This is a genomic window from Actinobacillus porcitonsillarum (assembly GCF_003101015.1).
Classification (GTDB): domain Bacteria; phylum Pseudomonadota; class Gammaproteobacteria; order Enterobacterales; family Pasteurellaceae; genus Haemophilus_A; species Haemophilus_A porcitonsillarum.
Genome location: NZ_CP029206.1, coordinates 941,558 through 964,150 on the forward strand (window position 1 = coordinate 941,558; position 22,593 = coordinate 964,150).

23 protein-coding genes and 5 tRNA genes are annotated in these 22,593 nt (G+C 39.6%); 15 read left to right on the forward strand and 13 right to left on the reverse strand.

Annotation, left to right across the window (positions count from 1 at the left end):
* Positions 1–59 precede the first annotated feature (59 nt).
* The 7 genes from yjjG to gltX all read right to left on the reverse strand — a co-directional run bounded on the left by yjjG (position 60) and on the right by gltX (position 5,924).
* Entirely contained in the window at positions 60–734 is a 675-nt protein-coding gene (gene yjjG, locus DDU33_RS04730; RefSeq protein ID WP_108923424.1) for a pyrimidine 5'-nucleotidase, read from the reverse strand.
* A gap of 14 nt (positions 735–748) precedes the next feature.
* Positions 749–1,639: a transcriptional regulator GcvA gene (locus DDU33_RS04735; protein ID WP_005819031.1), complete on the reverse strand. Its 891-nt coding sequence runs from the start codon at positions 1,637–1,639 to the stop codon at positions 749–751.
* 409 nt (positions 1,640–2,048) lie between these two features.
* Positions 2,049–2,693 carry an adenylate kinase gene (adk, locus tag DDU33_RS04740; protein ID WP_005819029.1) on the reverse strand — a complete coding sequence of 215 codons (645 nt, stop codon included), beginning with the start codon at positions 2,691–2,693 and terminating at the stop codon, positions 2,049–2,051.
* 60 nt (positions 2,694–2,753) lie between these two features.
* Positions 2,754–3,353 carry an aminotransferase class IV family protein gene (locus DDU33_RS04745; protein ID WP_108923425.1) on the reverse strand — a complete coding sequence of 200 codons (600 nt, stop codon included), beginning with the start codon at positions 3,351–3,353 and terminating at the stop codon, positions 2,754–2,756.
* Positions 3,331–4,302, reverse strand: a complete 972-nt coding sequence (locus DDU33_RS04750) for an aminodeoxychorismate synthase component I (RefSeq protein WP_108923426.1) — start codon at positions 4,300–4,302, stop codon at positions 3,331–3,333. The genes DDU33_RS04745 and DDU33_RS04750 overlap by 23 nt, the downstream gene beginning before the upstream one ends.
* Before the next feature lie 58 nt (positions 4,303–4,360).
* Positions 4,361–4,436, reverse strand: a tRNA-Ala gene (locus tag DDU33_RS04755).
* 48 nt (positions 4,437–4,484) lie between these two features.
* Complete coding sequence (gltX, locus tag DDU33_RS04760; RefSeq protein ID WP_108923427.1) at positions 4,485–5,924, reverse strand: glutamate--tRNA ligase; 1,440 nt, start codon at positions 5,922–5,924, stop codon at positions 4,485–4,487.
* A gap of 187 nt (positions 5,925–6,111) precedes the next feature.
* Between gltX and DDU33_RS04765 the strand changes: the two genes are divergently transcribed.
* The 4 genes from DDU33_RS04765 (at position 6,112) to DDU33_RS04780 (ending at position 6,562) form a co-directional block, all read left to right on the forward strand.
* Positions 6,112–6,187, forward strand: a tRNA-Val gene (locus DDU33_RS04765).
* Between the two features lie 48 nt (positions 6,188–6,235).
* A tRNA-Val gene (locus DDU33_RS04770) sits at positions 6,236–6,311 on the forward strand.
* A gap of 57 nt (positions 6,312–6,368) precedes the next feature.
* Positions 6,369–6,444, forward strand: a tRNA-Val gene (locus DDU33_RS04775).
* A 42-nt stretch (positions 6,445–6,486) separates the two neighbouring features.
* Positions 6,487–6,562, forward strand: a tRNA-Val gene (locus tag DDU33_RS04780).
* 22 nt (positions 6,563–6,584) lie between these two features.
* On the opposite strand, the gene DDU33_RS04785 is transcribed toward DDU33_RS04780, so the two are convergent.
* The 4 genes from DDU33_RS04785 to dnaA all read right to left on the reverse strand — a co-directional run bounded on the left by DDU33_RS04785 (position 6,585) and on the right by dnaA (position 10,653).
* Positions 6,585–7,022: a methyltransferase family protein gene (locus DDU33_RS04785; RefSeq protein WP_108923428.1), complete on the reverse strand. Its 438-nt coding sequence runs from the start codon at positions 7,020–7,022 to the stop codon at positions 6,585–6,587.
* A 19-nt stretch (positions 7,023–7,041) separates the two neighbouring features.
* Entirely contained in the window at positions 7,042–8,127 is a 1,086-nt protein-coding gene (gene recF, locus DDU33_RS04790; RefSeq protein ID WP_108923429.1) for a DNA replication/repair protein RecF, read from the reverse strand.
* A 73-nt stretch (positions 8,128–8,200) separates the two neighbouring features.
* Positions 8,201–9,304 (reverse strand): DNA polymerase III subunit beta, encoded by a 1,104-nt coding sequence (gene dnaN / locus DDU33_RS04795; protein WP_005819748.1) that lies wholly within the window; start codon positions 9,302–9,304, stop codon positions 8,201–8,203.
* Between the two features lie 8 nt (positions 9,305–9,312).
* Entirely contained in the window at positions 9,313–10,653 is a 1,341-nt protein-coding gene (gene dnaA / locus DDU33_RS04800) for a chromosomal replication initiator protein DnaA (protein WP_108923430.1), read from the reverse strand.
* Between the two features lie 170 nt (positions 10,654–10,823).
* On the opposite strand from dnaA, the gene prfA reads away from it, so the two are divergent.
* From prfA to asd, 6 genes are all read left to right on the forward strand, one after another.
* Positions 10,824–11,906 carry a peptide chain release factor 1 gene (prfA, locus tag DDU33_RS04805; RefSeq protein ID WP_005819751.1) on the forward strand — a complete coding sequence of 361 codons (1,083 nt, stop codon included), beginning with the start codon at positions 10,824–10,826 and terminating at the stop codon, positions 11,904–11,906.
* Positions 11,907–11,979: 73 nt separating this feature from the next.
* Positions 11,980–12,528: a hypothetical protein gene (locus DDU33_RS04810; protein WP_108923431.1), complete on the forward strand. Its 549-nt coding sequence runs from the start codon at positions 11,980–11,982 to the stop codon at positions 12,526–12,528.
* The gene (gene prmC / locus DDU33_RS04815) at positions 12,528–13,397 is read left to right on the forward strand and encodes a peptide chain release factor N(5)-glutamine methyltransferase (RefSeq protein ID WP_108923432.1); all 870 of its coding nucleotides are present in this window, start codon (positions 12,528–12,530) and stop codon (positions 13,395–13,397) included. Before DDU33_RS04810 ends, prmC begins: the two co-directional genes overlap by 1 nt.
* An 8-nt stretch (positions 13,398–13,405) precedes the next feature.
* On the forward strand, positions 13,406–14,272 hold the full coding sequence (locus DDU33_RS04820) for a SirB1 family protein (protein WP_208620296.1): 867 nt from the start codon (positions 13,406–13,408) through the stop codon (positions 14,270–14,272).
* A gap of 55 nt (positions 14,273–14,327) precedes the next feature.
* On the forward strand, positions 14,328–15,182 hold the full coding sequence (gene kdsA / locus DDU33_RS04825) for a 3-deoxy-8-phosphooctulonate synthase (RefSeq protein WP_108923445.1): 855 nt from the start codon (positions 14,328–14,330) through the stop codon (positions 15,180–15,182).
* A 156-nt stretch (positions 15,183–15,338) separates the two neighbouring features.
* Positions 15,339–16,454, forward strand: a complete 1,116-nt coding sequence (gene asd, locus DDU33_RS04830; protein WP_108923447.1) for an aspartate-semialdehyde dehydrogenase — start codon at positions 15,339–15,341, stop codon at positions 16,452–16,454.
* A gap of 66 nt (positions 16,455–16,520) precedes the next feature.
* Here asd and DDU33_RS04835 read toward each other — a convergent pair whose 3' ends face one another.
* Positions 16,521–18,473, reverse strand: coding sequence for a site-specific recombinase (locus tag DDU33_RS04835; RefSeq protein ID WP_108923449.1), 1,953 nt, complete (start codon positions 18,471–18,473; stop codon positions 16,521–16,523).
* Positions 18,474–18,669: 196 nt separating this feature from the next.
* Here DDU33_RS04835 and nudB point away from each other — a divergent pair, with 196 nt between their 5' ends.
* From nudB to DDU33_RS04860, 5 genes are all read left to right on the forward strand, one after another.
* Positions 18,670–19,107, forward strand: a complete 438-nt coding sequence (nudB, locus tag DDU33_RS04840) for a dihydroneopterin triphosphate diphosphatase (RefSeq protein WP_005819763.1) — start codon at positions 18,670–18,672, stop codon at positions 19,105–19,107.
* 119 nt (positions 19,108–19,226) lie between these two features.
* Entirely contained in the window at positions 19,227–19,967 is a 741-nt protein-coding gene (locus DDU33_RS04845; RefSeq protein WP_108923451.1) for a YebC/PmpR family DNA-binding transcriptional regulator, read from the forward strand.
* A 117-nt stretch (positions 19,968–20,084) separates the two neighbouring features.
* On the forward strand, positions 20,085–20,606 hold the full coding sequence (locus DDU33_RS04850; protein ID WP_108923453.1) for a Holliday junction resolvase: 522 nt from the start codon (positions 20,085–20,087) through the stop codon (positions 20,604–20,606).
* Between the two features lie 75 nt (positions 20,607–20,681).
* Positions 20,682–21,260 (forward strand): crossover junction endodeoxyribonuclease RuvC, encoded by a 579-nt coding sequence (ruvC, locus tag DDU33_RS04855; RefSeq protein WP_108923455.1) that lies wholly within the window; start codon positions 20,682–20,684, stop codon positions 21,258–21,260.
* A 2-nt stretch (positions 21,261–21,262) separates the two neighbouring features.
* Positions 21,263–21,535, forward strand: coding sequence for an acylphosphatase (locus tag DDU33_RS04860; RefSeq protein ID WP_108923457.1), 273 nt, complete (start codon positions 21,263–21,265; stop codon positions 21,533–21,535).
* 68 nt (positions 21,536–21,603) lie between these two features.
* On the opposite strand, the gene dusA is transcribed toward DDU33_RS04860, so the two are convergent.
* Positions 21,604–22,578 carry a tRNA dihydrouridine(20/20a) synthase DusA gene (dusA, locus tag DDU33_RS04865; protein WP_108925242.1) on the reverse strand — a complete coding sequence of 325 codons (975 nt, stop codon included), beginning with the start codon at positions 22,576–22,578 and terminating at the stop codon, positions 21,604–21,606.
* Positions 22,579–22,593: the final 15 nt, after the last annotated feature.

Below are 22,593 nucleotides of genomic sequence, written 5' to 3' on the forward strand. Positions count from 1 at the left end.
AACCTAAACATAATCTGACTGTATTTTACAAGCGGTCAGATTATGTTTTATTTTTACGATTAACCATTCACGATATCAATTAATTCTCGGATATGGGTAATTTCATAGGTAGGATGAATTTCCGTCTCGTTCGTTTGTTTGGCGTGATTAAACCAACAGGTATCAATACCGGCATTATATCCACCAAGAATATCAGAAGCCAAAGTGTCTCCAACCATTAAAATTTTGGTCTTGTCTAAATTGTCCATCAATGAGAAGGCATAATCAAAGACTTTGCGATCCGGTTTAGCAACGCCGATTTGTTCTGAAACTACGACCATTTCGAAGAACTTTTTAGTTTGTGTATTGTTCAAACGGCTTTCTTGAAGCTCGGTAAAACCATTTGTGATAATGCCCATTTTTACCTTGCCATATAAGGCATCTAGCATTTCCATCACGCCATCTAGAGGTTGGCTCACTTTTGCCATTTCTGCCATTAATTCTTGATTAAGTTGTAATTGATTTACCCCAATTTGAGCAGAAAGTTTTGCAAAGCGGCGCATTTGGATATCATTAGCGGTAATTTCATTATTCTGATAAGCAACCCAAAGTAATTTATTGACCGCTTGAAATGCCTCATAATCCTCTGGTGTAAACTCTATGCCGTAGCGTTTTAGCATAGAGGTTAAACCAAGATAAGAATTGAATGAAAAAAGTGTTTCATCGGCATCAAATAAAACCCAGTTATAGCGCATGCTCGTCATCCTTATTATTTATAGCTGTTTTTAATTTCTTCGGTAATCCAGTTTACAAAATGTTTAACTTTTTCGCTCTGAGCCATTTGCGGTGGATAAACAACATAGAAGGCTTTTTCGTCATAAACATCTGTTGAGAATGGCTCGACAACTGTACCGGCTTCAATCTCGTCTTGAGCTAACATTCGGTTAGCAACGACAACACCTTGCCCATGTTTTGCAGCTTGGATCCCCATTGAGGTTGTACTAAACATCGGGCCAATTTCAGTATTCACATTCCCTAAATTTAAGTGATCGACCATTTGGTTCCATTTTGTATAAGAACAAACATGGATTAGGTTTTTACCTGCTAAATCTTTAGGTTCTGTGATTGGATTTTCTTTTAAATAATCCGGTGAAGCTAATAGCATAATACGTGCTTTTACCAGCTCAATAGCTTCTAGGTTGTTCCAATTGCCGTTGCCATAATAGATCGCAACGTCTGTATCTTTGCCAAAAAGTCCTTCATCTTGTGGCATCGTAGTTAAACGCACTTCAATATCAGGAAAGCGTTGATGGAAATCGTTTAAACGAGGTACTAACCAATGCATACCAAAAGATGGAGTAGTACTGATTGAAAGAATTTGACGGCTTGCTTTTAATTTTACTTTTTCAGTTGCTGAAGCAATCTTGTCTAAAAGCGGTTTAATTTCTTCGAAATATTGCAAACCGGTTTCAGTAAGTTCAAGTAAACGATTTTTACGATGAAATAATTTAATCCCTAGAAACTCTTCAAGTAATTTAATTTGATGACTTACGGCTGCTTGGGTTACAAATAAATCTTCCGCGGCTTTCGTAAAATTTAAGTGGCGAGCGGCGGATTCAAACGCTTTGAGCGCATTTAATGGAGGGAGTTTTTTATTCATAGGTATTATTTCTTAGATTCAGTAAAGAGGTAGATTTATAACATTATTTTTTTTGATAATTTAAATTAAAATTTCTCGTTTGCATTCTTATGCTAGATCACTATAATTCGCACCGTACTTAGGATGGATAGTGATAGTGCATTGGTTTTACCGGTAGCTATTTCTTAATTTTAAGTATGATGTTGTGTTTGCATATTGGTCTAGGAAACTAGACAGGAGTAATAATTCATTTATTACTCATTTCACTTCCTGTATATTTTAAACCCTTTTGGTTTTATGCCCCTCCTTTTGAGGGGCTTTTTTTATCCTTAAAAAAACTAATCTATTGTACCGCTTTCTTCAGGTTTGATTCAATAAAAAACGGCAAGATTCTTAAAAAATCTTACCGCTTGTTTATTTTTACGTAGAATTACGCCAAAATTTTCGCTAATTCAGCGCTGACTTCTTCCACCGGTTTTGTACCGTCTAAACGTTCATAACGTGTATTACCCGCTTCTGCTTCAGCAGTATAGTAAGCGATTAACGGCTTAGTTTGTTTATGATAAATTGCTAAACGTTCTAATACGGTTTCTGGCTTATCATCTTGACGAATAATGAGATCTTCACCAGTAACATCATCTTTGCCTTCAACTTTTGGCGGATTGTAAACCACGTGATAAGTACGACCTGAAGGTTGGTGAACACGGCGACCGCTCATACGCTCAACGATCACTTCATCAGCCACATCGAATTCTAAAACCAGATCAATTTTTACACCGGAATCTTTTAATGCGTCCGCTTGTGGGATAGTACGTGGGAAGCCGTCTAATAAGAAGCCATTAGCACAGTCCGGTTGAGCAATACGATCTTTCACGAGAGCAACGGTTAATTCATCCGGGACTAATTTCCCTTCATCCATTAATGCTTTGGCTTGTTTACCTAATTCAGTGCCTTCTTTAATCGCAGCACGGAACATATCGCCTGTTGAAATTTGTGGAATACCAAATTTGTTCATAATGAATTGTGCTTGAGTGCCTTTACCTGCACCTGGCGCACCTAAAAGAATAACTTTCATGAAAACCTCTTTAGTTTGGAGTAATAATAGACTTATTCTATATGCTAAAGTTTATTTAGTCTATAAACGAATCTGTTTTACTGAAATCGCACGTTTTTCATCGAAAGGATTTAACGCATTGATCATCATGACTTTCTCAAAAGAAGACAAATCAACGACACTGATTTCAGTTAAACAAACTTGGTTTTGGGCTAATAAATAGCTTAATTGCGTACCTTTTAATAAAAAGTGCGTTGGACTATACCATTGATTTTGTTTAAGAAACAGCAGATTGCCAATAGTGCAATCGCTCACAAAGCCGTTATTGATAATGATCACTTCATCTGCAGCTTCTGTTTTTAATTTTTCTAAGCATTGACGATCACTATACTTAAAGCGGTAATCTAAGCCCTCTACATACACACATTGAAAGGTGCGAATTTCCTTTGGTGTATAAGGAAAATACTTTACCTCAAATGCCTCGTGATTATAATCAATCCGACATCTTATTTGTCCGACACGATACTCTTCTGGAACCTTAATCAAAGCGACTAATTGAATATCAGGCGTTTTTTTGAAAAAAGTACGCATCGTGTTTTCAAAACGAGCTTGATGATATTCAAGATTTTGTACTACACCATCAATAATAGAGAGGGTTTCAAAGGTTGGATAAAGGGACATAAACTTTCTCTAAAATCTCGTTGTATTCTTCTTCAATAAGGCTTTGTGATGTAATACCACCACCGCTACGAAAGCACAGTTTGCCAAATTGAGTTTGCTCAATATAGCGAATAGCGACAGCACTTTCTAGCGAGTCGCCATCAAAATAGCCAAAAACGCCTGTGTAATAGCCCCGAGGCGTAGATTCTGCTTGCTGAATAATTTGGACTGTTTTCTCTTTAGGTGCGCCACTAATCGAGCCTGCGGGGAGGAGTTTTGCTAAAATCGTACCAATATTCTCTTGCCATTTTTCAGGCAGCTCCCCGCAAATTTCAGAACTAGTCTGAAAAATAGCACCTTTATGCGTATTTATTTTCTCAACGTAGCGATATTTGGTCACTTGAATATTTTGAGCAACGATAGCTAAATCATTCCGAATTAAATCCACAATCGTATTATGTTCTTGAAATTCTTTCTGAGAATTTAACAATCGTTCTTTAGCATTTTCTTCCTCCGCATTGATTGTCCCTTTCATCGGATAAGAGAATATCTTATTTTCCTTAATTCGAATAAAGGTTTCAGGCGAAAAACAGACAAATTGATCCGGTAAAAAGAGCTTATATTTCGCTTTACTTTGGACAAAAATCGATTTTAAAGAATAATTTGTTTCAATCTTTGTCGGAAAAGTCAGGTTTAATAAATAGCTATTCCCTCTTTGAATTTCATTTTTTACCAAATCAAAAGCTATTTGATACTCTTTCAACGCTATGGGAAAAGCTTTTAACTGAAACACCTGATTTTCCTGTTCAAAATGATGATTTTTAATATGCCCAAACTCAAAAAAGAGAGGGGAAGAAGTATTTTCTTCTAAAGCAAAAATCAGTGGCTTCTGTTGTTCAAAATCAATCAAGAAAAAAAAGGGTTTATGTTGTTTACCAAACTCATTGGCTTTATGGATAAATGATTGCATTTGTTAAAAGAAGGGTAAGAAAAAAGCGGTTGTAAAAACCGCTCTGTATAATGATGTTTGGTGGAGATAATCGGGATCGAACCGACGACCTCTTGAATGCCATTCAAGCGCTCTCCCAACTGAGCTATATCCCCATGAATGGGCGGTATAATAAAATGCTCCGCCCTTGATGTCAATACCAATTATGCTTGTGCGTTGATAAAATCAATCGCTTTTTGAAGGCGTTCAAGCGTTCTTTCTTTACCGACTAATTTCGCCGTAATATCCATAGATGGCGATTGACCTGAGCCGGTTACAGCAAGGCGGAATGGCATACCCACTTTACCCATACCGATTTCAAGCTCTGCAGCGGTTTGGTTCATTGCATCGTGGATATTTTCAACCGTCCAATCATCACAAGCGGTCAATTTTTCTAATAATTTTGCAAGTGGTGCAACTGCTTCTGCTTTGAAGTTTTTCGCTACCGCTTTTTCATCGTAGCTATCAAATTCTTGATAGAAATAACGGCTTTGGCTTGCTAACTCTTTTAAGGTTTTTGCACGTTCGCTTAATACAGGGATAATTTCTTCCAATGTTGGACCATTTGCTGTATCAATGTTTTGATCATTCATGTGCCATGCCAAGTATTTAGCGACATGCTCTGCCGGTAAACTACGCATATAGTGTTGGTTTAACCACTGTAATTTTTCAGTGTTAAAGGCACTTGCTGATTTGCTTACAGAATGAATATCAAATAATTCGATCATCTCTTCACGAGTGAAGATCTCTTGGTCGCCGTGTCCCCAGCCTAAACGTACGAGATAGTTAATTAAGGCTTCCGGTAAATAGCCATCATCACGATATTGCATTACGCTGACCGCACCGTGACGTTTAGAGAGTTTTTGACCGTCATCGCCGTTAATCATCGACACGTGAGCATAAGTTGGAATTTCTGCCCCTAACGCTTTTAAAATGTTGATTTGGCGCGGCGTGTTGTTGATATGATCTTCACCACGGACAACGTGGGTAATGCCCATATCCCAGTCATCAACAACGACACAGAAGTTGTAGGTTGGCGCACCATCGGTACGGCGGATAATTAAGTCATCTAATTCGCTGTTGCTGATTTCAATGCGTCCACGCACCGCATCATCAAAGACCACTGAGCCTTCTGTTGGATTTTTAAAACGAACAACGTGCGGTTCGCTTGGATCGTGAGAATGATCACCTAAGCAATGGCGATCATAACGTGGTTTTTCTTTGTTTGCTTCTTGGTTTGCACGTAATTCATCTAAACGCTCTTTTGAGCAATAGCAGCGGTATGCTGTGCCTTCTTCAATCATTTGATCGATCACTTGGTTATAACGATCAAAACGTTTTGTTTGGAAATAAGGACCGTGTTCCCACGCTAAGTTAAGCCATTCCATACCTTCAATAATCGCAGCGGTTGCTTCTGGGGTAGAACGCTCAAGGTCAGTATCTTCAATGCGTAATACAAATTCGCCGTTGTTATGTTTAGCATATAACCAAGAATAAAGTGCGGTTCTTGCACCACCAACGTGTAAATAGCCTGTCGGGCTTGGTGCGAAACGAGTACGCACTTTTACATTCGGGTCTAAAGGGAAAAGGGTTTCAATTTTCATTCTATTTGCCTATTTTGTAAAATTTGAGTCAAAATCGACCGCTATTCTACTCTTTTTTTGCTTTCTTTTGGGGAATAAAATGCTTAAAAACGGGTGTTTTGGACGAAAAAAACGCCAAACAGCACGAAATTACAAAAAAGCGTTTGACGAATGGTTAAAAACCTCTATAATGCGACCTCACGACAACGGGCGATTAGCTCAGTTGGGAGAGCACCTCCCTTACAAGGAGGGGGTCACTGGTTCGAGACCGGTATCGCCCACCACTTCAACTTTTGAAGTCTGTTGTCAAAAAATCTAATTTAGTTTGAAAAGGGCGATTAGCTCAGTTGGGAGAGCACCTCCCTTACAAGGAGGGGGTCACTGGTTCGAGACCGGTATCGCCCACCACTTTTTTAAAGTGCCAACCTTTCAAACTTCCCATTAGTTTAAATGCTTATCTTAAGTGGGCGATTAGCTCAGTTGGGAGAGCACCTCCCTTACAAGGAGGGGGTCACTGGTTCGAGACCGGTATCGCCCACCACTTAATTAAAGTGTTTAAACTAGTCGAAACCGCAAGGTATTCGGGCGATTAGCTCAGTTGGGAGAGCACCTCCCTTACAAGGAGGGGGTCACTGGTTCGAGACCGGTATCGCCCACCACTCATACTTTATCTTCTATTTTTTATATCCAACGTCTTACTTGCTTTTTGTATTGTAAATAGTTTTGTCCGAATTTTTCTTCGAGTACTTTTTCTTCAGGGATAATCTGTAAATAATTTATGATACACACAAAAAGTGGCAAGCCTAGCCAAGCCAGTAAATGCGACAAATACATTGCCCAAGCACAAAGTAATAAGGTAAGGCTTAAATACATTGGATTGCGTGTAAATCGATAAATACCATCCGTTACCAACGCTGATGTTTTATTTGGATTGATGGGGGTTATGGTTGTTTTTGCTTGATAAAATGACATTAGACTCATTGCACCTATGATAAAGGCAAGAGCTATCACAGGTAAAATGAGGTAAAAAGGAAATACAAGCGGGTAAATTTGAGGCAAAAAATACATAAAAGCCCCAGAGAGCAAAAATAAAAGTGGCGGAGGTAAGGTTAATTTCATGCTCATCTTCCTTCAAGGATTATAACGGAGTGATAATTCCTTCTTTAACTTCAAACGATGAATCAGTTTGGTGTTCTTGCCATTGCATTTGATTTAGTTGTTCTTTTGTGATTGCTGTCACAAACACTTGTGAATGGCTCTTTCGTAAGCGTTGAGAGAGGAGCTCACGTTTTGTAGGGTCAAGTTCTGATGCAAAATCATCCACTAAAAAGAGGCATTGGCGTGCTTTTTGTGTCATTAAAAATTCGCCTTGTGCTAAGCGTAGCGCACACATCAATAATTTTAATTGTCCTCGAGAAAGTACATCCTCAACAGGTAATCCATTTGCTTTAATCCGTAAATCAGCTTTTTGCGGCCCCATCATCGTATAGCCCAAATTCTGATCTCGTTCAAAGCCTTGAGCAAGAATATCTGCGTAATCGGCTCCTTTTTCCCAGCCTTGATAGAACGAAATTTGAATGTCTAGCTCCGGTAAAAAGAAACGGCAAGTTTTATCAATTTCAGGCAAGATCGCTTCGACATAAGCGGCTCGCATTTGGCTTACTTTTTCAGCTAGCTTGGCTAATTCAATATCCCACGCTTTTAATTCAAAATAACTGCGTACTTGATGTAACGCCGCATTACGTTGTTTAAGTAAACGTTTAAGATTAACCCAATCGCTATAAAATTCGGTATGTTGATGAAACAGCCCCCAATCTAAAAAAGCTCGACGATAGCTTGGGCCATCATTTAATAGCGTAAGTCCTTCAGGGGTGATGACCTGCATTGGTAATAATTGCGCAAGATCGGCAATTTTATTGCCATCTTCGCCATTAATTTTAAGCGTGGTTTCACCGGAACGCTGTTTTTGAATGCCCACAGACCAACTATGTTGCGCTTCCTCAATCTTTCCGTGTAGCACAAAATGATCCGCATCATGATGAATAATGCGATTGCTAATATGGCTTTTAAATGATCGCCCATGACCAAGGTAGAAAATACTTTCTAACAGGCTCGTTTTTCCGCTGCCGTTTGCACCAATAATAAAATTAAACTGTGGGCTGAGTGTTAAATCAACAGCTTGGAGATTACGAAAATTTTGAACGATAAGACGAGATAAAGGCATGGTAGAGTATAGAATTTAAGGTAGAAAAGTAAGAGAAGGCTATAAATTTTCATTTATAACCTTCTTTAACGAATTATAAACGCATTGGCATAATCACGTATTCAGCGGTGTTGTTATCGCAATCTTCAATTAAGCAACTTGAGCTTGCATCAACTAAGCTAAAACGGACACGTTCGCATTTTAGGGTATTCAATACATCTAACACATAGCTGACATTAAATCCCACTTCCATTGCCGGGCTTTGATAAGCGACATCAATAATTTCTTCCGCTTCTTCTTGTTCAGGGTTATTTGCGGTAATTTTTAGAATATTGTCGCTTAATGATAAGCGAACACCACGGAATTTTTCGTTTGATAAAATAGCCGCTCGCATTAACGCACGTTTTAATGTTTCTGTATCGGCTTCAAGAATACGATCCGCATTACGTGGTAGAACACGGCGGTAATCTGGGAAGCGACCATCAATCAGTTTAGATGTAAACACAATGCCATTCATGGAAATACGAATATTACTTGAACCGATTTCTAAACGTACGATATCGTGGCTTGTAGAAACTAAACGTGATAATTCTAGTACTGCTTTACGAGGCACAATCACCGAATGTGAGGCTAACTCTTGAGTCAATGCCATCGTACAAACAGCAAGACGGTGGCCATCTGTTGCGACCGTACGCAATAGGTTTCCTTCGGTTTCAAATTTCATACCGTTTAAGAAATAGCGTGCATCTTGGTTCGCCATTGAGAATTGTGTTGCGTCAATGAGGCGAGCCAAAGTGGATTGCTCAATACTGAAATCGACCTCAGGTGTCCAATCCATTAAGTTTGGATAATCACTTGCCGGTAATGTTGCAAGACTGAACTTACTCCGTCCGGCTTTAATTACCGCTTTATCTGCCTCAAATGCAATCGAGATCACACTATCATCAGGCAAACTTTTCGCAATATCTAAAAATTTCTTTGCCGGAATGGTAAATTTTTCAGAAAAATTGACCGCTTGTGCTAATTGCGCTTGGGTGGTCAGTTCAACTTCTAAATCGGTTCCCGTCATGGAAAGACGTTCGCCTTCTACTTCAAGTAAAAGATTACCAATGACAGGCAAGGTCGGACGGCTTGCAAGCACACCGCACACTTGTTGCAATGGTCTAAGTAATTGTTCTCTGGTAATAGTAAATAACATAGCCGTTCCTATGATGATAATTTGCGTGTTAAATTTGTATAATCTTCTTGAATGGTACTTTCTGTTTCACGTAATTCGCTGATGGTTTTACAAGCATGCATCACAGTGGTGTGATCACGACCGCCAAATTCTCGACCAATTTCCGGTAAACTATGGTTTGTGAGCTCTTTGGCTAACGCCATTGCCATTTGTCTTGGACGGGCAATGGTTCTTGTCCGGCTTTTCGATTTAATATCGGTTAGTTTGATATTGTAATACTCTGCCACCACTCGCTGAATATTCTCAATGGTAATCAATTGATCGTAAGAAGCAAACATATCTCGGAGCGTTTCACGCACCGCATCAACGGTAATCGGTCTGTGGGTTAATTTTTGCCACGCAATCACACGATTTAATGCACCTTCCAATTCACGCACGTGAGTACGCAGCTTTTGCCCCATCAAATAGGTCGCCTCTTCCGAAATATCCGCACCGCGCTCTTCGGCTTTCTTGCGCAAAATTGCAACGCGCGTTTCCAACTCAGGCGGTTCGATAGTTGAGCTAATTCCCCAGCTAAGGCGAGATTTAATTGCATCATCAATGCGTTCAATGTTTTTTGGGAACACATTGGAGGTTAAAACAATCTGCTTTTTCTGTTCAAAAAGCGCATTAAACAGATGTAAAAACTCTTCCTGAACTTTCGGTTTATCGGCTAAAAATTGGATATCGTCAATCATTAGCACGTCTAAAGAACGATAGAATTTTTTGAGTTTATCCGCTTCATTACTGTTTGTATTGATCGCTTTTAAAATATCACGATAAAAACGTTCAGAGTGAATATATAACACACGTAAACTCGGATCTTTTTTCTGTAATGCATTACCGATAGCATGGAGTAAATGCGTTTTCCCTAAACCTGTGCTGGCATAAAGTGAGAACGGATTACAATGGCTCTCGCCCAAATCACTCACCACTTGCTGAGCGACTGCTTTGGCTAATTGGTTAGATCGCCCTTGCACGAAGTTATCGAAACGTTGCGTTGGGTCGATGCCGCTTCTAAAAGTTGGCGTCCCTATGTTTTCCCCTGAAACTGTAGGCGCAGATACGGATCTTTCTGCTTGTTCAGAAGGGCGGATCCCGATACGGGTTGAAACCACAAGTTGATCGTTTCGAGATAAGAAACGAGCAAGATCGATGATTTCAGCCAGAAAATGATCTTTTACGTGCTTTTCCACAAATGGATTTTGAGCGTAAAGTGTGAGTTCACCATTTGAAAAACTTGGCTGTAACGGACGTAACCAGATGTTATATTCTGTATCTGAAACTTTTGTTTTTAAATGGCTAAGACAATCAGTCCAAAGAGAAGACACGTTTTACTCCCAAAAAGTTGTGAAAAGGTTGTCTATAATACCTTAAAATCTTGTGGAAATCTTGCAAATTTTCAGGAAAAAATCACCGCTTGTTTTTATTCAAGCAATTTGAAGAAAAATCCGCTATAATTTGCCCTATTTACGTCCATTGAACAGATATTAAGAGAACAATGAAAGATTCTATTATCAATAAATTAGAAAGTTTAAGTGAGCGCCACGAAGAGTTACAGGCTCTATTAGGCGATGCAACGATCATTAATGATCAAGATAAATTCCGTGCTTATTCAAAAGAGTATGCACAACTTGAAGAAGTGGTTAGCACCTTCAACCGTTGGAAAAAGCTCCATAGCGACATTGAAGAAGCACAAATTTTGCTTGATGATCCGGACATGAAAGATATGGCAGCCGAAGAGATCGAAGCAAATAAAGCCGAGATCGAGCAACTTGAGCAAAATTTACAAATTTTATTACTACCAAAAGATCCGAATGATGAGTATAACTGCTTCCTTGAAATCCGTGCCGGAACAGGTGGTGATGAAGCGGGTATTTTCGCAGGCGATTTATATCGTATGTACAGCCGCTACGCAGAAGGCAAACGCTGGAGAATCGAAGAGTTAAGCGCTAACGAAAGCGAACAAGGCGGATATAAAGAGATTATCGTCAAAATCAGCGGCGAAGGTGTTTACGGACAGCTCAAATTTGAGTCGGGCGGTCATCGTGTACAACGTGTACCAAAAACCGAATCGCAAGGGCGTATTCACACTTCTGCTTGTACGGTTGCAGTAATGCCTGAATTACCGGAAAGTGAAATGCCGGAAATCAACCCAGCAGATTTGCGTATTGATACTTACCGCTCATCGGGCGCTGGCGGTCAGCACGTTAATACCACCGACTCTGCGGTGCGTATCACCCACATTCCGACAGGCATTGTGGTGGAGTGCCAAGACGAACGTTCACAACACAAAAATAAAGCCAAAGCCCTTGCTGTACTTGCATCACGCATTGTTCAAGTTGAGAAAGAAAAACAAGCTCAAGAGCAAGCGGATACTCGCCGTAACCTACTTGGCTCAGGCGACCGTTCGGACAAAATCCGTACTTATAACTACCCACAAGGTCGTGTAACGGATCACCGTATCAACTTAACTGTTTACCGTTTAGACGAAGTGATGAATGGTAAAATTGATGAGTTAATTCAGCCGATTATTACCGAATATCAAGCGGATCAGTTGGCAGCGTTGTCTGATCAAAACTAAGATTATAGCGGTTATTTTTGGCAAAATTTTTGTGAAAATAACCGCTTATTTATCATAAAACAAAGAGAATCTTATGAAAAAACTGCTTCTTGTAGCATTTGCAACATTTTTAGCTTCTTGTTCAACATTTCAATTTCCTTCAACATCTAAAACTGAAACAGAATCGACCTCGCAAATAAGTCGTAAACAATTTATTGGAAATTGGCAATGTGAAATGGATGGTGGAAAAATCGGCACATCAAATAAAGTGAAACTGAGTGAGGATGGGCATGCCGGTTATTTAGGGTTAATTACCATGCCAAAAGAAGATCCCCTTTTCCAATATAAAGTAAAACGTCAAGGAACTTGGTCTTTTGCGGATAATACGCTTTTCTATATTTTTACGCAAAGTAGTGTAGAACGCGCTCATACATCTGAAATGTTGCGTAAAATTAAGACGAGCAAAGAGCTAAATGCAACGGAAAATGAGTATTTTGCAGCAGTAAAATCACAAATGACGAAAGCAGATCAAAAGCCAATTTCGTTAGCTGTAAGCGATTTTACGGCGCAATCTTTTGCGATTAAGCAAACGGTGGCAGAAACGGCTCGTACAGGTCGTTGTGTAAGAGTGGCTTCACATTAATGAATTATGCCCAATGGCTTCGTTATGCGGAGCAAAGACTACTTGAGAATATTGAGCAAGATCCTTTTCTTAATGTAAAAGTTGATGCCAACATTCTATTACAAGCGGTCACAAAGCGTTCGAAATCTGCAATTTTTGCATTTAGTGAAACGGTACTCAGCGAAGCAGAATTAACCGAACTAAACGCATTATTGGCTCGCCGTGCAAAAGGCGAACCGATAGCATACATTTTGGGCGAAAAAGAATTTTGGTCGTTACCTTTGGCGGTTTCAACAGCAACGCTTATCCCCCGTCCTGATACAGAATGTTTAGTGGAAGTCGCACTCGAATGGGCATACAAGCGGTTAAATTCTCAAGAAACATTGCACATTTTGGATTTGGGGACAGGAACAGGGGCTATTGCTTTAGCCTTAGCCAGTGAATTGGGCGAAAAAGCCCAAATTATTGGCGTGGATAAACAAGCCGAAGCCGTGCAGTTGGCGGAACAAAATCGCCAAAAATTAGGCTTTGAGCAGGTTTGTTTTTTACAGAGTGATTGGTTTAGTGTCCTTGAAAATCACTGTTTTGACCTTATTGTAAGTAATCCTCCCTATATTGATAAAGATGATGAAAATCTCACAAAAGGCGATGTGCGTTTTGAACCCTTAACCGCCTTAGTTGCCGAACAGCATGGTTTGAGTGATCTGCAAAAAATTATTGAAAATGCACCGCTTTATCTGGCTAAACAGGGGGCATTAATGCTTGAGCATGGCTGGCAACAAGCGGCTGATGTGCAGCAGATTTTCAAACAAAATCAATGGGATAAAATTGAAACTTTTAAAGACTACGGCAATCAAGACAGGATTACCAAAGCAGAGAGATTAAGCTAATGGATAACATGGACAATATAATTAAAGAACTTTTAGATGTGATAGATAAACCAGATAGCCTGATGGAAGATCGTGAGTTACAAAAATATCTCTTTAATGAAATGTCGAGATTAAGCTGTATTGTTGATGATCAAATTCCACCGCGAAGTGTGAGTGCTAAAATGGCGGCATTAGTCCGAAAAGCAAAACAAGCGGTAACGGCAGAAGATGAGATGATTCGCCTTACCCAATTGCTAAATTGGTTTTATCAAGAGATGCATTTTTCATGCCATTATGCAGAGTACTTTAATACGGAAAATTTATTGCTCCATAAAGTGATGGAAAGCAGACGAGGTATGCCGATTTCGTTAGCTGCATTATTTTTATATTTATCAGCATCGTTAGCATTGTCTGTTTATCCGGTTAATTTCCCGACTCAGCTGATGCTACGAGCTGAAATTCAGACCGCAACAGGGCGTAGAGAAACCCATTTTATCAACCCTTGGAATGGCGATTTTTTAACATTAGCTCAGTTGGAAAAATGGCTTGTGGGTGAAGCCGGTATTGGGGCGGAGATTACGCCTGATCTTATTCGCCGAGCGGAATCGATGGAATTACTTGAAAGAGTTGAAACGCTCTTTAAGATGTCGCTGACCAAAGAGAAAAAATATGAAGAAGCTTTACGAATGATCGAGTTTCGTCTCATTTTCTCACCGGAAGATCCCTATGAAATTCGAGATCGAGGCATGATTCTGGCGAGTATGGATTGCTACCAAGCGGCTTATGAGGATTTAAGTTATTTTATTGACCAATGCCCGGATGACCCTTCAGCCGTAATGCTTAAAGTCGAAATGCAAGGCTTGGAACAAAAAAGTAAAGAAATGCGCGTGCATTGATTCAGTTTATTATGTGTACGAATTATCGTGCAAACACTTAGAGAAGGAAAAATTTATGACAAATAAAGTTGTAACACTTGGTCATATTGAAATTGCAAACAATAAACCGTTTGTGTTATTTGGTGGCATGAATGTGCTTGAAAGCCGTGATATGGCAATGCAAGTCTGTGAAAAATATGTTGAAGTTACGCAAAAATTGGGCGTGCCTTATGTTTTTAAAGCATCATTCGATAAAGCGAACCGCTCATCTATCCACTCTTATCGTGGGCCGGGTATGGAAGAAGGTTTAAAAATTTTCCAAGAACTGAAAGAGACTTTCGGTGTAAAAATTATTACCGATGTGCATGAAATTCATCAGTGCCAACCTGTTGCCGATGTGGTTGATATTATCCAGCTACCGGCATTCCTTGCTCGTCAAACGGATTTAGTTGAAGCGATGGCTCGTACAGGTGCGGTCATCAACGTGAAAAAACCACAATTTTTAAGCCCGGGGCAAATGGGAAATATCGTTGAAAAAATCGAAGAGTGCGGTAACGATAAAGTGATTTTATGCGATCGTGGCACAAACTTTGGTTACGATAACTTAGTTGTAGATATGCTTGGTTTTAACGTCATGAAAAAAGTGTCAAAAGGTTGCCCTGTGATCTTTGATGTTACCCACTCATTACAATGCCGTGACCCATTTGGTGCAGCATCAGGTGGTCGCCGTGATCAAGTCACCGAACTTGCTCGTGCAGGTATGGCAATTGGCTTAGCCGGTTTATTCCTAGAAGCGCACCCGGATCCAAACAATGCGAAATGCGATGGTCCGTCAGCATTGCCACTTTCTAAGTTAGAAGCCTTTGTTTCACAAATGAAAGCAATTGATGATTTAGTAAAATCGTTCGAAGAAATTGATACCTCAAAATAATCAATTAAAAGGTATTATGATTAAGATTGTAGAAGGGAATTTCTCTTCTACAATTTTTTTATCAATTCGCAAATTTCACGTTGCTTTTTCCATAGAAATCTTGTATTTATTCAAGGTATTCAACACAACATCATTTTATTTTTTAGGAGTAACACAATGCAGAATGTTGGTTTTATCGGTTGGCGTGGTATGGTTGGTTCCGTACTGATGGATCGTATGGTTCAAGAAAACGACTTTTCAAACATTAACCCAGTCTTTTTTACCACTTCACAAGCGGGTCAAAAAGCCCCCGTTTTTGCAGGTAAAGATGCCGGTACTTTAAAAGATGCTTTTGATATTGAAGCATTAAAACAACTGGACATTATCGTAACCTGTCAAGGTGGCGATTATACTAATGAAGTGTATCCAAAGTTAAAAGCAACAGGTTGGAACGGTTATTGGATTGATGCAGCATCTGCATTACGTATGGAAAAAGATGCAATTATCGTTTTAGACCCAGTAAACCAACACGTGATCGATGAAGGTTTAAAAAACGGCATTAAAACGTTCGTTGGCGGTAACTGTACCGTAAGTTTAATGTTAATGGCAATCGGTGGTCTTTTCGAGAAAGATTTAGTGGAATGGATTTCTGTTGCGACTTACCAAGCAGCTTCAGGTGCGGGCGCAAAAAATATGCGTGAACTACTTTCACAAATGGGCGAATTAGAAGATGCCGTGAAAGCAGAACTTGCTGATCCGGCTTCTTCAATCTTAGAAATTGAACGCAAAGTAACAGCGAAAATGCGTGCAGAAGACTTCCCAACAGCAAACTTTGGCGCACCACTTGGCGGCAGCTTAATTCCTTGGATTGATAAATTATTACCGGAAACAGGACAAACCAAAGAAGAGTGGAAAGGTTATGCTGAGACCAACAAAATTTTAGGTTTAAGCGAAAACCCAATTCCTGTGGATGGTTTATGTGTGCGTATCGGTGCATTACGTTGCCACAGCCAAGCGTTCACGATTAAACTCAAAAAAGATATTCCATTAGCGGAAATTGAACAAATCATTGCAAGCCACAATGAATGGGTAAAAGTGATTCCAAACGACAAAGAAACCACATTACGTGAATTAACCCCAGCGAAAGTCACTGGCACCTTAAGCGTACCGGTTGGTCGTTTACGTAAATTAGCAATGGGACCAGAGTATTTGGCAGCCTTTACCGTAGGCGACCAATTATTATGGGGCGCAGCAGAGCCTGTACGCCGTATTTTGGTTCAATTAACGAAGTAATCATTTAATGTAAAAAGCCACTGAGTTTTTATACTTGGTGGCTTTTTTCCTATAATACCAAATTAATTAAACCGGCAAAATCAAACTCAATGGTTTTTGTTTAACGATTTGCCATACACATTTTACAATGTTTCTCCAGCTGTCTATTTCCGCTCCAAGAGAACGCAATGCTAAAGAGAGGGTAAGTGAGAAACTTACCACTAAATTGACGACTCCAATAAGTAAAACGAAGCTAAGACTTTGTAAAAATAAGCTAAGAGGCAACTCTCCGCTTATTACTGCATAACCGACATTAGCTGACGAAAAGGCAATATGGCGGATATCTAGCGGTAAATTTAGTAGATAGCCAACGACACTTGTCAAACCTAATAGCATACCAAAACCGAGATTTCCCATAATTGAACCAAAATTTTGGTGCATATATTCTGCCAGACGCAAGCGGTAATTTTCAGGTAATATTTTGCGTAATAATGGATGATTTTGTAATCGCATACGAGTATTCAAATAATTTGCTCGGTTGTCAAAATAGCCTGAAATAAGCCCTGAACAGAATAACCATACTCCAGCAATTGCGGCAAACCAAAGGGTTCCACCCAATGGATCAATACTATGAAGTTGGTAGTTAATTTGTTCGGTCGTCAATAAAGGGGCTTGGGAGTAGGCTTGATAACCTAGAGCGATTAATGAAGCTACTGTCATTGCCACAAACACATTTCCGATTACTGCAATACTTTGAGAACGAAATACATCAACTAAGAGTTGAGCTAGTTTCATATTAACCGCTCGACCTTGAGGATTTTTCCCAACAAAGTCAGCAAAACGGGCAGCCGTCATCGCAGGTTGTTTGGTGGCAACGGTAAAATGCAACATAAAAATGAGGGTAAAACCAATGCCGTAATTTAAACCCTCAGCAATACCTTTCCAGACTTTATCTTCAATAATTTCACCTAGATAAATTTTAAAAAGCGCCATAAAAGCAATCAGTACACCAGCCCCAGCAGCAGAAGAAAACATCGCCCAGTATTCGCTTTTAGAGCGTGTAATATAGTGCTCACCATGATCGCTTGTATTTTGTGTAATGCTTTTTGCTAGCATACTAACACTTTGTTTCCAAAGCTTGGATACGCTATGTTGATCCGCTGAAGCGATAGCCAGATTCCCTGTGAGTAAGAGGATTCTTCGAGGTAGGAATCGATTAGAAGCAAAAACGTCCATTAACATAGCGAGGCGATCTAGTGTTTGTTCTAATCGCTCCAATAAATAAGCAACATTGAGAGAAGAACCCATTGCAGCGCCTTTCTTTTTTAAGCGCTCAATCAATTCTTTACTCTGTGTAAACATGACTTGTAGATGCGCTTCATCAAAAGGTTGATTTTTTCGTCGTGCCTCTATCCATAAGCTAACTTCACGTTGTAAGGCAACAAAAGGGCTATCAGCATCAATCAAACTTGGGTCGAGCCGCATGAGTTCAGGCTCCATTTCCTCTGCGGCAATCCAAATAGCCAGCATTTTGATCGCAAACAAACCTTCGGCACGCAAATGATGCTTAACCCATTCACGTTCTTGAACCGTTGCATAGCGGCTTAATAATTTAAGTAAATTACCCCAATAATGAAGCGGAATATTATTCAACCAGTTTGAGTCATTTTTGTCGTTAAAGAGAAGAAAGAAAATATCGCGCAAATCTTTCACATCTCGCACAGCAGGATTAAGTTTTTCGTACAAACGTGTACGAAATTCTCGCCCAAACCCATCTCGACTTAAAATACCATTGCTGATCAAGAGGGGATATAAACGTGTATTACATAACCAGCGACATAACTGTGATGAAAGTTGCTGAGTAAGCGCTTTATTCTGCTTTAAGGTTTTAATTAAAAAATAGAGTTGTTCTGTACGTTGATTATTGTGTCTTACCCAATAACAAAAGCCATTGAGAAGAGCAAAGATATCATTTTGTGTGAGTTTTTCTTCGATAAATATGAGGATTTCGTGTTGTGATAATGTTCTTTCTTTCGTCAAAATATCTTGTCCTTATTTGTCATCATTATAAAAAGCAAAAACGATAGAAATACGTTAAATATCTCTACCGTTTGATACTATTCTATCATTTTTTGCGTATTTTGTGAAATTGTCTAGAAAAACATCATCTTCTAACACGCTATTGGTTGTGAATTTAGTATAAAATAAGCGAGGTTTTAGTAAGATAATATTGAATATGAACTATAAAAATCCTTATTCTGTACTCGTTGTTATTTATGCAAAAAATACAGGGCGTGTGTTGATGCTTCAACGAAATGATGATCCATATTTTTGGCAATCAGTAACAGGGTCAATTGAAGTTGGGGAAGAACCTTATCACACGGCATTACGAGAAGTGTTAGAAGAGACGGGAATTGATATTATTGAGCAAAATTTATCCCTTTATGATTGCAATTATCGTGTGAAGTTTGAGATTTTTCCACAATTTCGCTATAAATATGCCCCTGAAATTACGTATAATACGGAACATTGGTTTTTATTAGGGGTGCCTGATGAGATCGAGCCCGTATTGACGGAGCATTTAGCATATCAATGGCTTTCGGTAAGTGAGGCGGTAGCATTAACGAAGTCGCCAAATAATGCCGAGGCAATTGCAAAATATTTGGCGGAATAGACCGCTTGCGTATTTGTAGGGTGGGCATCCTTGCCCACCATTTTTCGTGCCTATCGTTTTATTGGTGGGCAAGGATGCCCACCCTACATGTTTATAAATTTAAAGAAGGAAACAAGAGAATGGCAGGTCATAGTAAGTGGGCTAACATTAAACACCGCAAAGCAGCACAAGATGCGCAACGTGGTAAAATTTTTACAAAATTAATTCGTGAATTAGTGACGGCGGCAAAATTAGGTGGCGGAGATGTTGGTTCTAACCCTCGTTTACGTGCAGCCGTAGATAAAGCGTTATCAAATAATATGACACGTGATACGATCAACCGTGCGATCGATCGCGGTGTGGGTGGTGGTGATGACACCAATATGGAAACCAAAATTTATGAAGGTTACGGTCCGGGTGGTACAGCTGTAATGGTTGAGTGTTTAAGTGATAACGCGAACCGTACGATCTCACAAGTTCGCCCAAGCTTTACTAAATGCGGTGGTAACTTAGGTACTGAAGGTTCGGTGGGTTATTTATTTAGTAAAAAAGGTTTAATTTTAATCTCAAGTGCTGATGAAGATGCTTTAACTGAAGCAGCAATTGAAGCAGGTGCTGATGACATTCAACCACAAGAAGATGGTTCATTTGAAATCTATACCGCTTGGGAAGATTTAGGCTCTGTACGTGATGGCATTGAAGCGGCTGGTTTTAAAGTTGAAAATGCAGAAGTAACAATGATCCCATCAACCACTGTTCAACTTGATGCAGAAACTGCACCAAAATTATTAGATTTAATTAACCGCCTTGAAGATTGTGATGATGTGCAAAACGTGTATCACAACGGCGAAATCAGTGATGAAGTAGCAGCGTTACTCTAAGAATTAAATGATGAAAAATCCCTCAGCTCAAAAAGCATTGAGGGATTTTTTTGAACTTTTCATGATTTAAAACTTCTAAGAATGTGAATTTCTTCACTTTAACAGAAAGGAAACACAATGAAATTAATTAAATTACTTCCAACATTAGGTGCAATTGCTGTATTAGCGGCATGTTCAACGGCTTCAGATATCGCTTCTTCAACAGTAAGCGCAGTAGGAAGTGCAGGAAGTGCTGTTGTTGATGGCGCAAAAGCGGCAGGTGGTGCGGTAGTTGATGGTGCTAAAGCTGCAGGCAATGTTGTTGCTGATGGCGCAACAGCTACAAAAGATCTATTAACTGGCTCTAAAACCGTTTCTTATACTTGTGATGCAAGTGGCAAAACAAACCAACCGGTTGTTGCTGTTTATACCTTCAGTAATGGTGAACCTTCAACTGCAACCGTCACAATTAATAAGAAAGTTGTCGGCAAAGATTTAAAAGTCGATACTGCTTATAAAGATGGTGTGAAGTTTATCTCAGGTACAAAAGTATGGAGCTTAGATACTGGTTTCAATTCAAAAACAGCTGAAACAACTGTACCGGTTATGTTTACTTCAAACAACCAAATCTTAGCGAAAAACTGTGCAGTTGCAAAATAGTTTGATTCTTTAATAGGATTTAATATAAAGTGGATTTGTAAAACAAATCCACTTTTTTATTTTTTGGAACAGCGCATGGCGATTATTTTAGGTATTGACCCAGGTTCCCGTATTACCGGTTATGGGGTCATTCGGCAAACAGGAAAGCATTTAGAATATTTGGGCAGTGGTGCAATTCGGACATCTGTTGATGATTTGCCGACTCGCTTAAAGCGAATTTATGCAGGCGTTACGGAAATTATTACGCAATTTCAACCCGATATGTTTGCGATCGAGCAAGTTTTTATGGCAAAAAATGCTGATTCAGCCCTTAAATTAGGGCAAGCTCGTGGCACAGCGATTGTCGCAGCGGTAAATCACGACTTACCCGTATTTGAATATGCCGCACGTTTAGTTAAGCAAACGGTTGTGGGAATTGGTTCGGCAGATAAAGTTCAAGTGCAAGATATGGTAACTCGTATTCTACAACTTTCAGCAAAGCCACAGGCGGATGCCGCTGATGCACTGGCAATTGCGATTACACATGCACACTCAATTCAACATTCTTTAACTGTTGCAAAACAAAGTAAGCAAGCCGTATCGAGTGAAAAAGAACAGCTCTTAGCCTTGATGAAAACTCGTTACAGTCGAGGACGTTTTAGATTAAAGGGGTAGGTATGCAAACAAAACAATTTTTTGTCTTTGGTCGAGTACAAGGTGTTGGCTTTCGCTTCTTTACTTTGCAAGAAGCTAAGCAAATCGGTGTAACAGGTTATGTGAAAAATCGAGAAGATGGCAGCGTTGCTGTGGTTGCCCAAGGGAGTGAAGCGCAGATACAGCAACTTCGGCTTTGGCTATCAAAAGGACCTCGCACATCTCAGGTAGAACGTGTAATTGAACAGAATTACCAGACAAATGAACGCTTCGAACAATTCGTTATCTTGCGTTAGCCTTTACAAGGCATAGTAGACAAAATAGTAAAAAGCGGATCAAATTGACCCGCTTACGTTCTATTTTGCTAGTTTTCTTGAACAAAACTCAGTGCTTGCTCAACAACTTCAACGCCGGCACCTGCTTTACAAGCATTTTCACTTAAATGACGGCGCCACTGTCTTGCCCCTTTACAGTTTTGGAATGCACCTAACATATGGCGTACAATATGATTGAGGTAAACGCCCTTCGCTAATTCTTTTTCAATGTAAGGTAGCATTTTCTCTACGGCTTCTCGAGCTGTTACAAGCGGTTTATTTTCATTGAAAATTTGCGAATCAATTTCCCCTAACAAAGATGGATTTTGATAAGCTTCACGTCCTATCATTACGCCATCAACGAATTGTAAGTGGTGTTTGATCTCCTCAATCGTTTTAATTCCCCCATTAATGGAGATGTTTAAATGTGGAAAATCACGTTTTAATTGGTAAACTCGTTCGTAATCAAGTGGTGGAATTTCACGATTTTCTTTTGGACTTAGCCCTGAAAGCCATGCTTTTCGAGCGTGTACGATAAAATCATTTGAATAGGGTTGGATTTTCTCAATAAAGTCACATAAAAATGCATAGCTATCCAGCTCATCAATACCGATACGATGTTTTACGGTGACAGGAATTTCAACGGCATCTTGCATCGCTTTAATGCAATCAGCAACAAGGCCGGCTTTTCCCATTAAACAAGCACCAAACATTCCGTTTTGTACGCGATCAGAAGGGCAACCCACATTTAAATTGACTTCAGCATAACCTCTTTCCTGTACTAGTTTAGCACAGTGCGCTAATTGAGCAGGATCGCTCCCGCCTAATTGGAGTGCGACAGGATTCTCAGCAGGATCATATTCTAACAAATCATATTTTGCATGAATGATAGCCGGTGCAGTAATCATTTCCGTATATAGCAAAGCATGTTGGCTAAATTGGCGATGAAAGTAGCGGCAATGGCGAGTCGTCCAATCTAACATAGGGGCAACAGAAAACCGCCCTGAATAAAATTGATTTTGCATATTTTGAGTTAATTT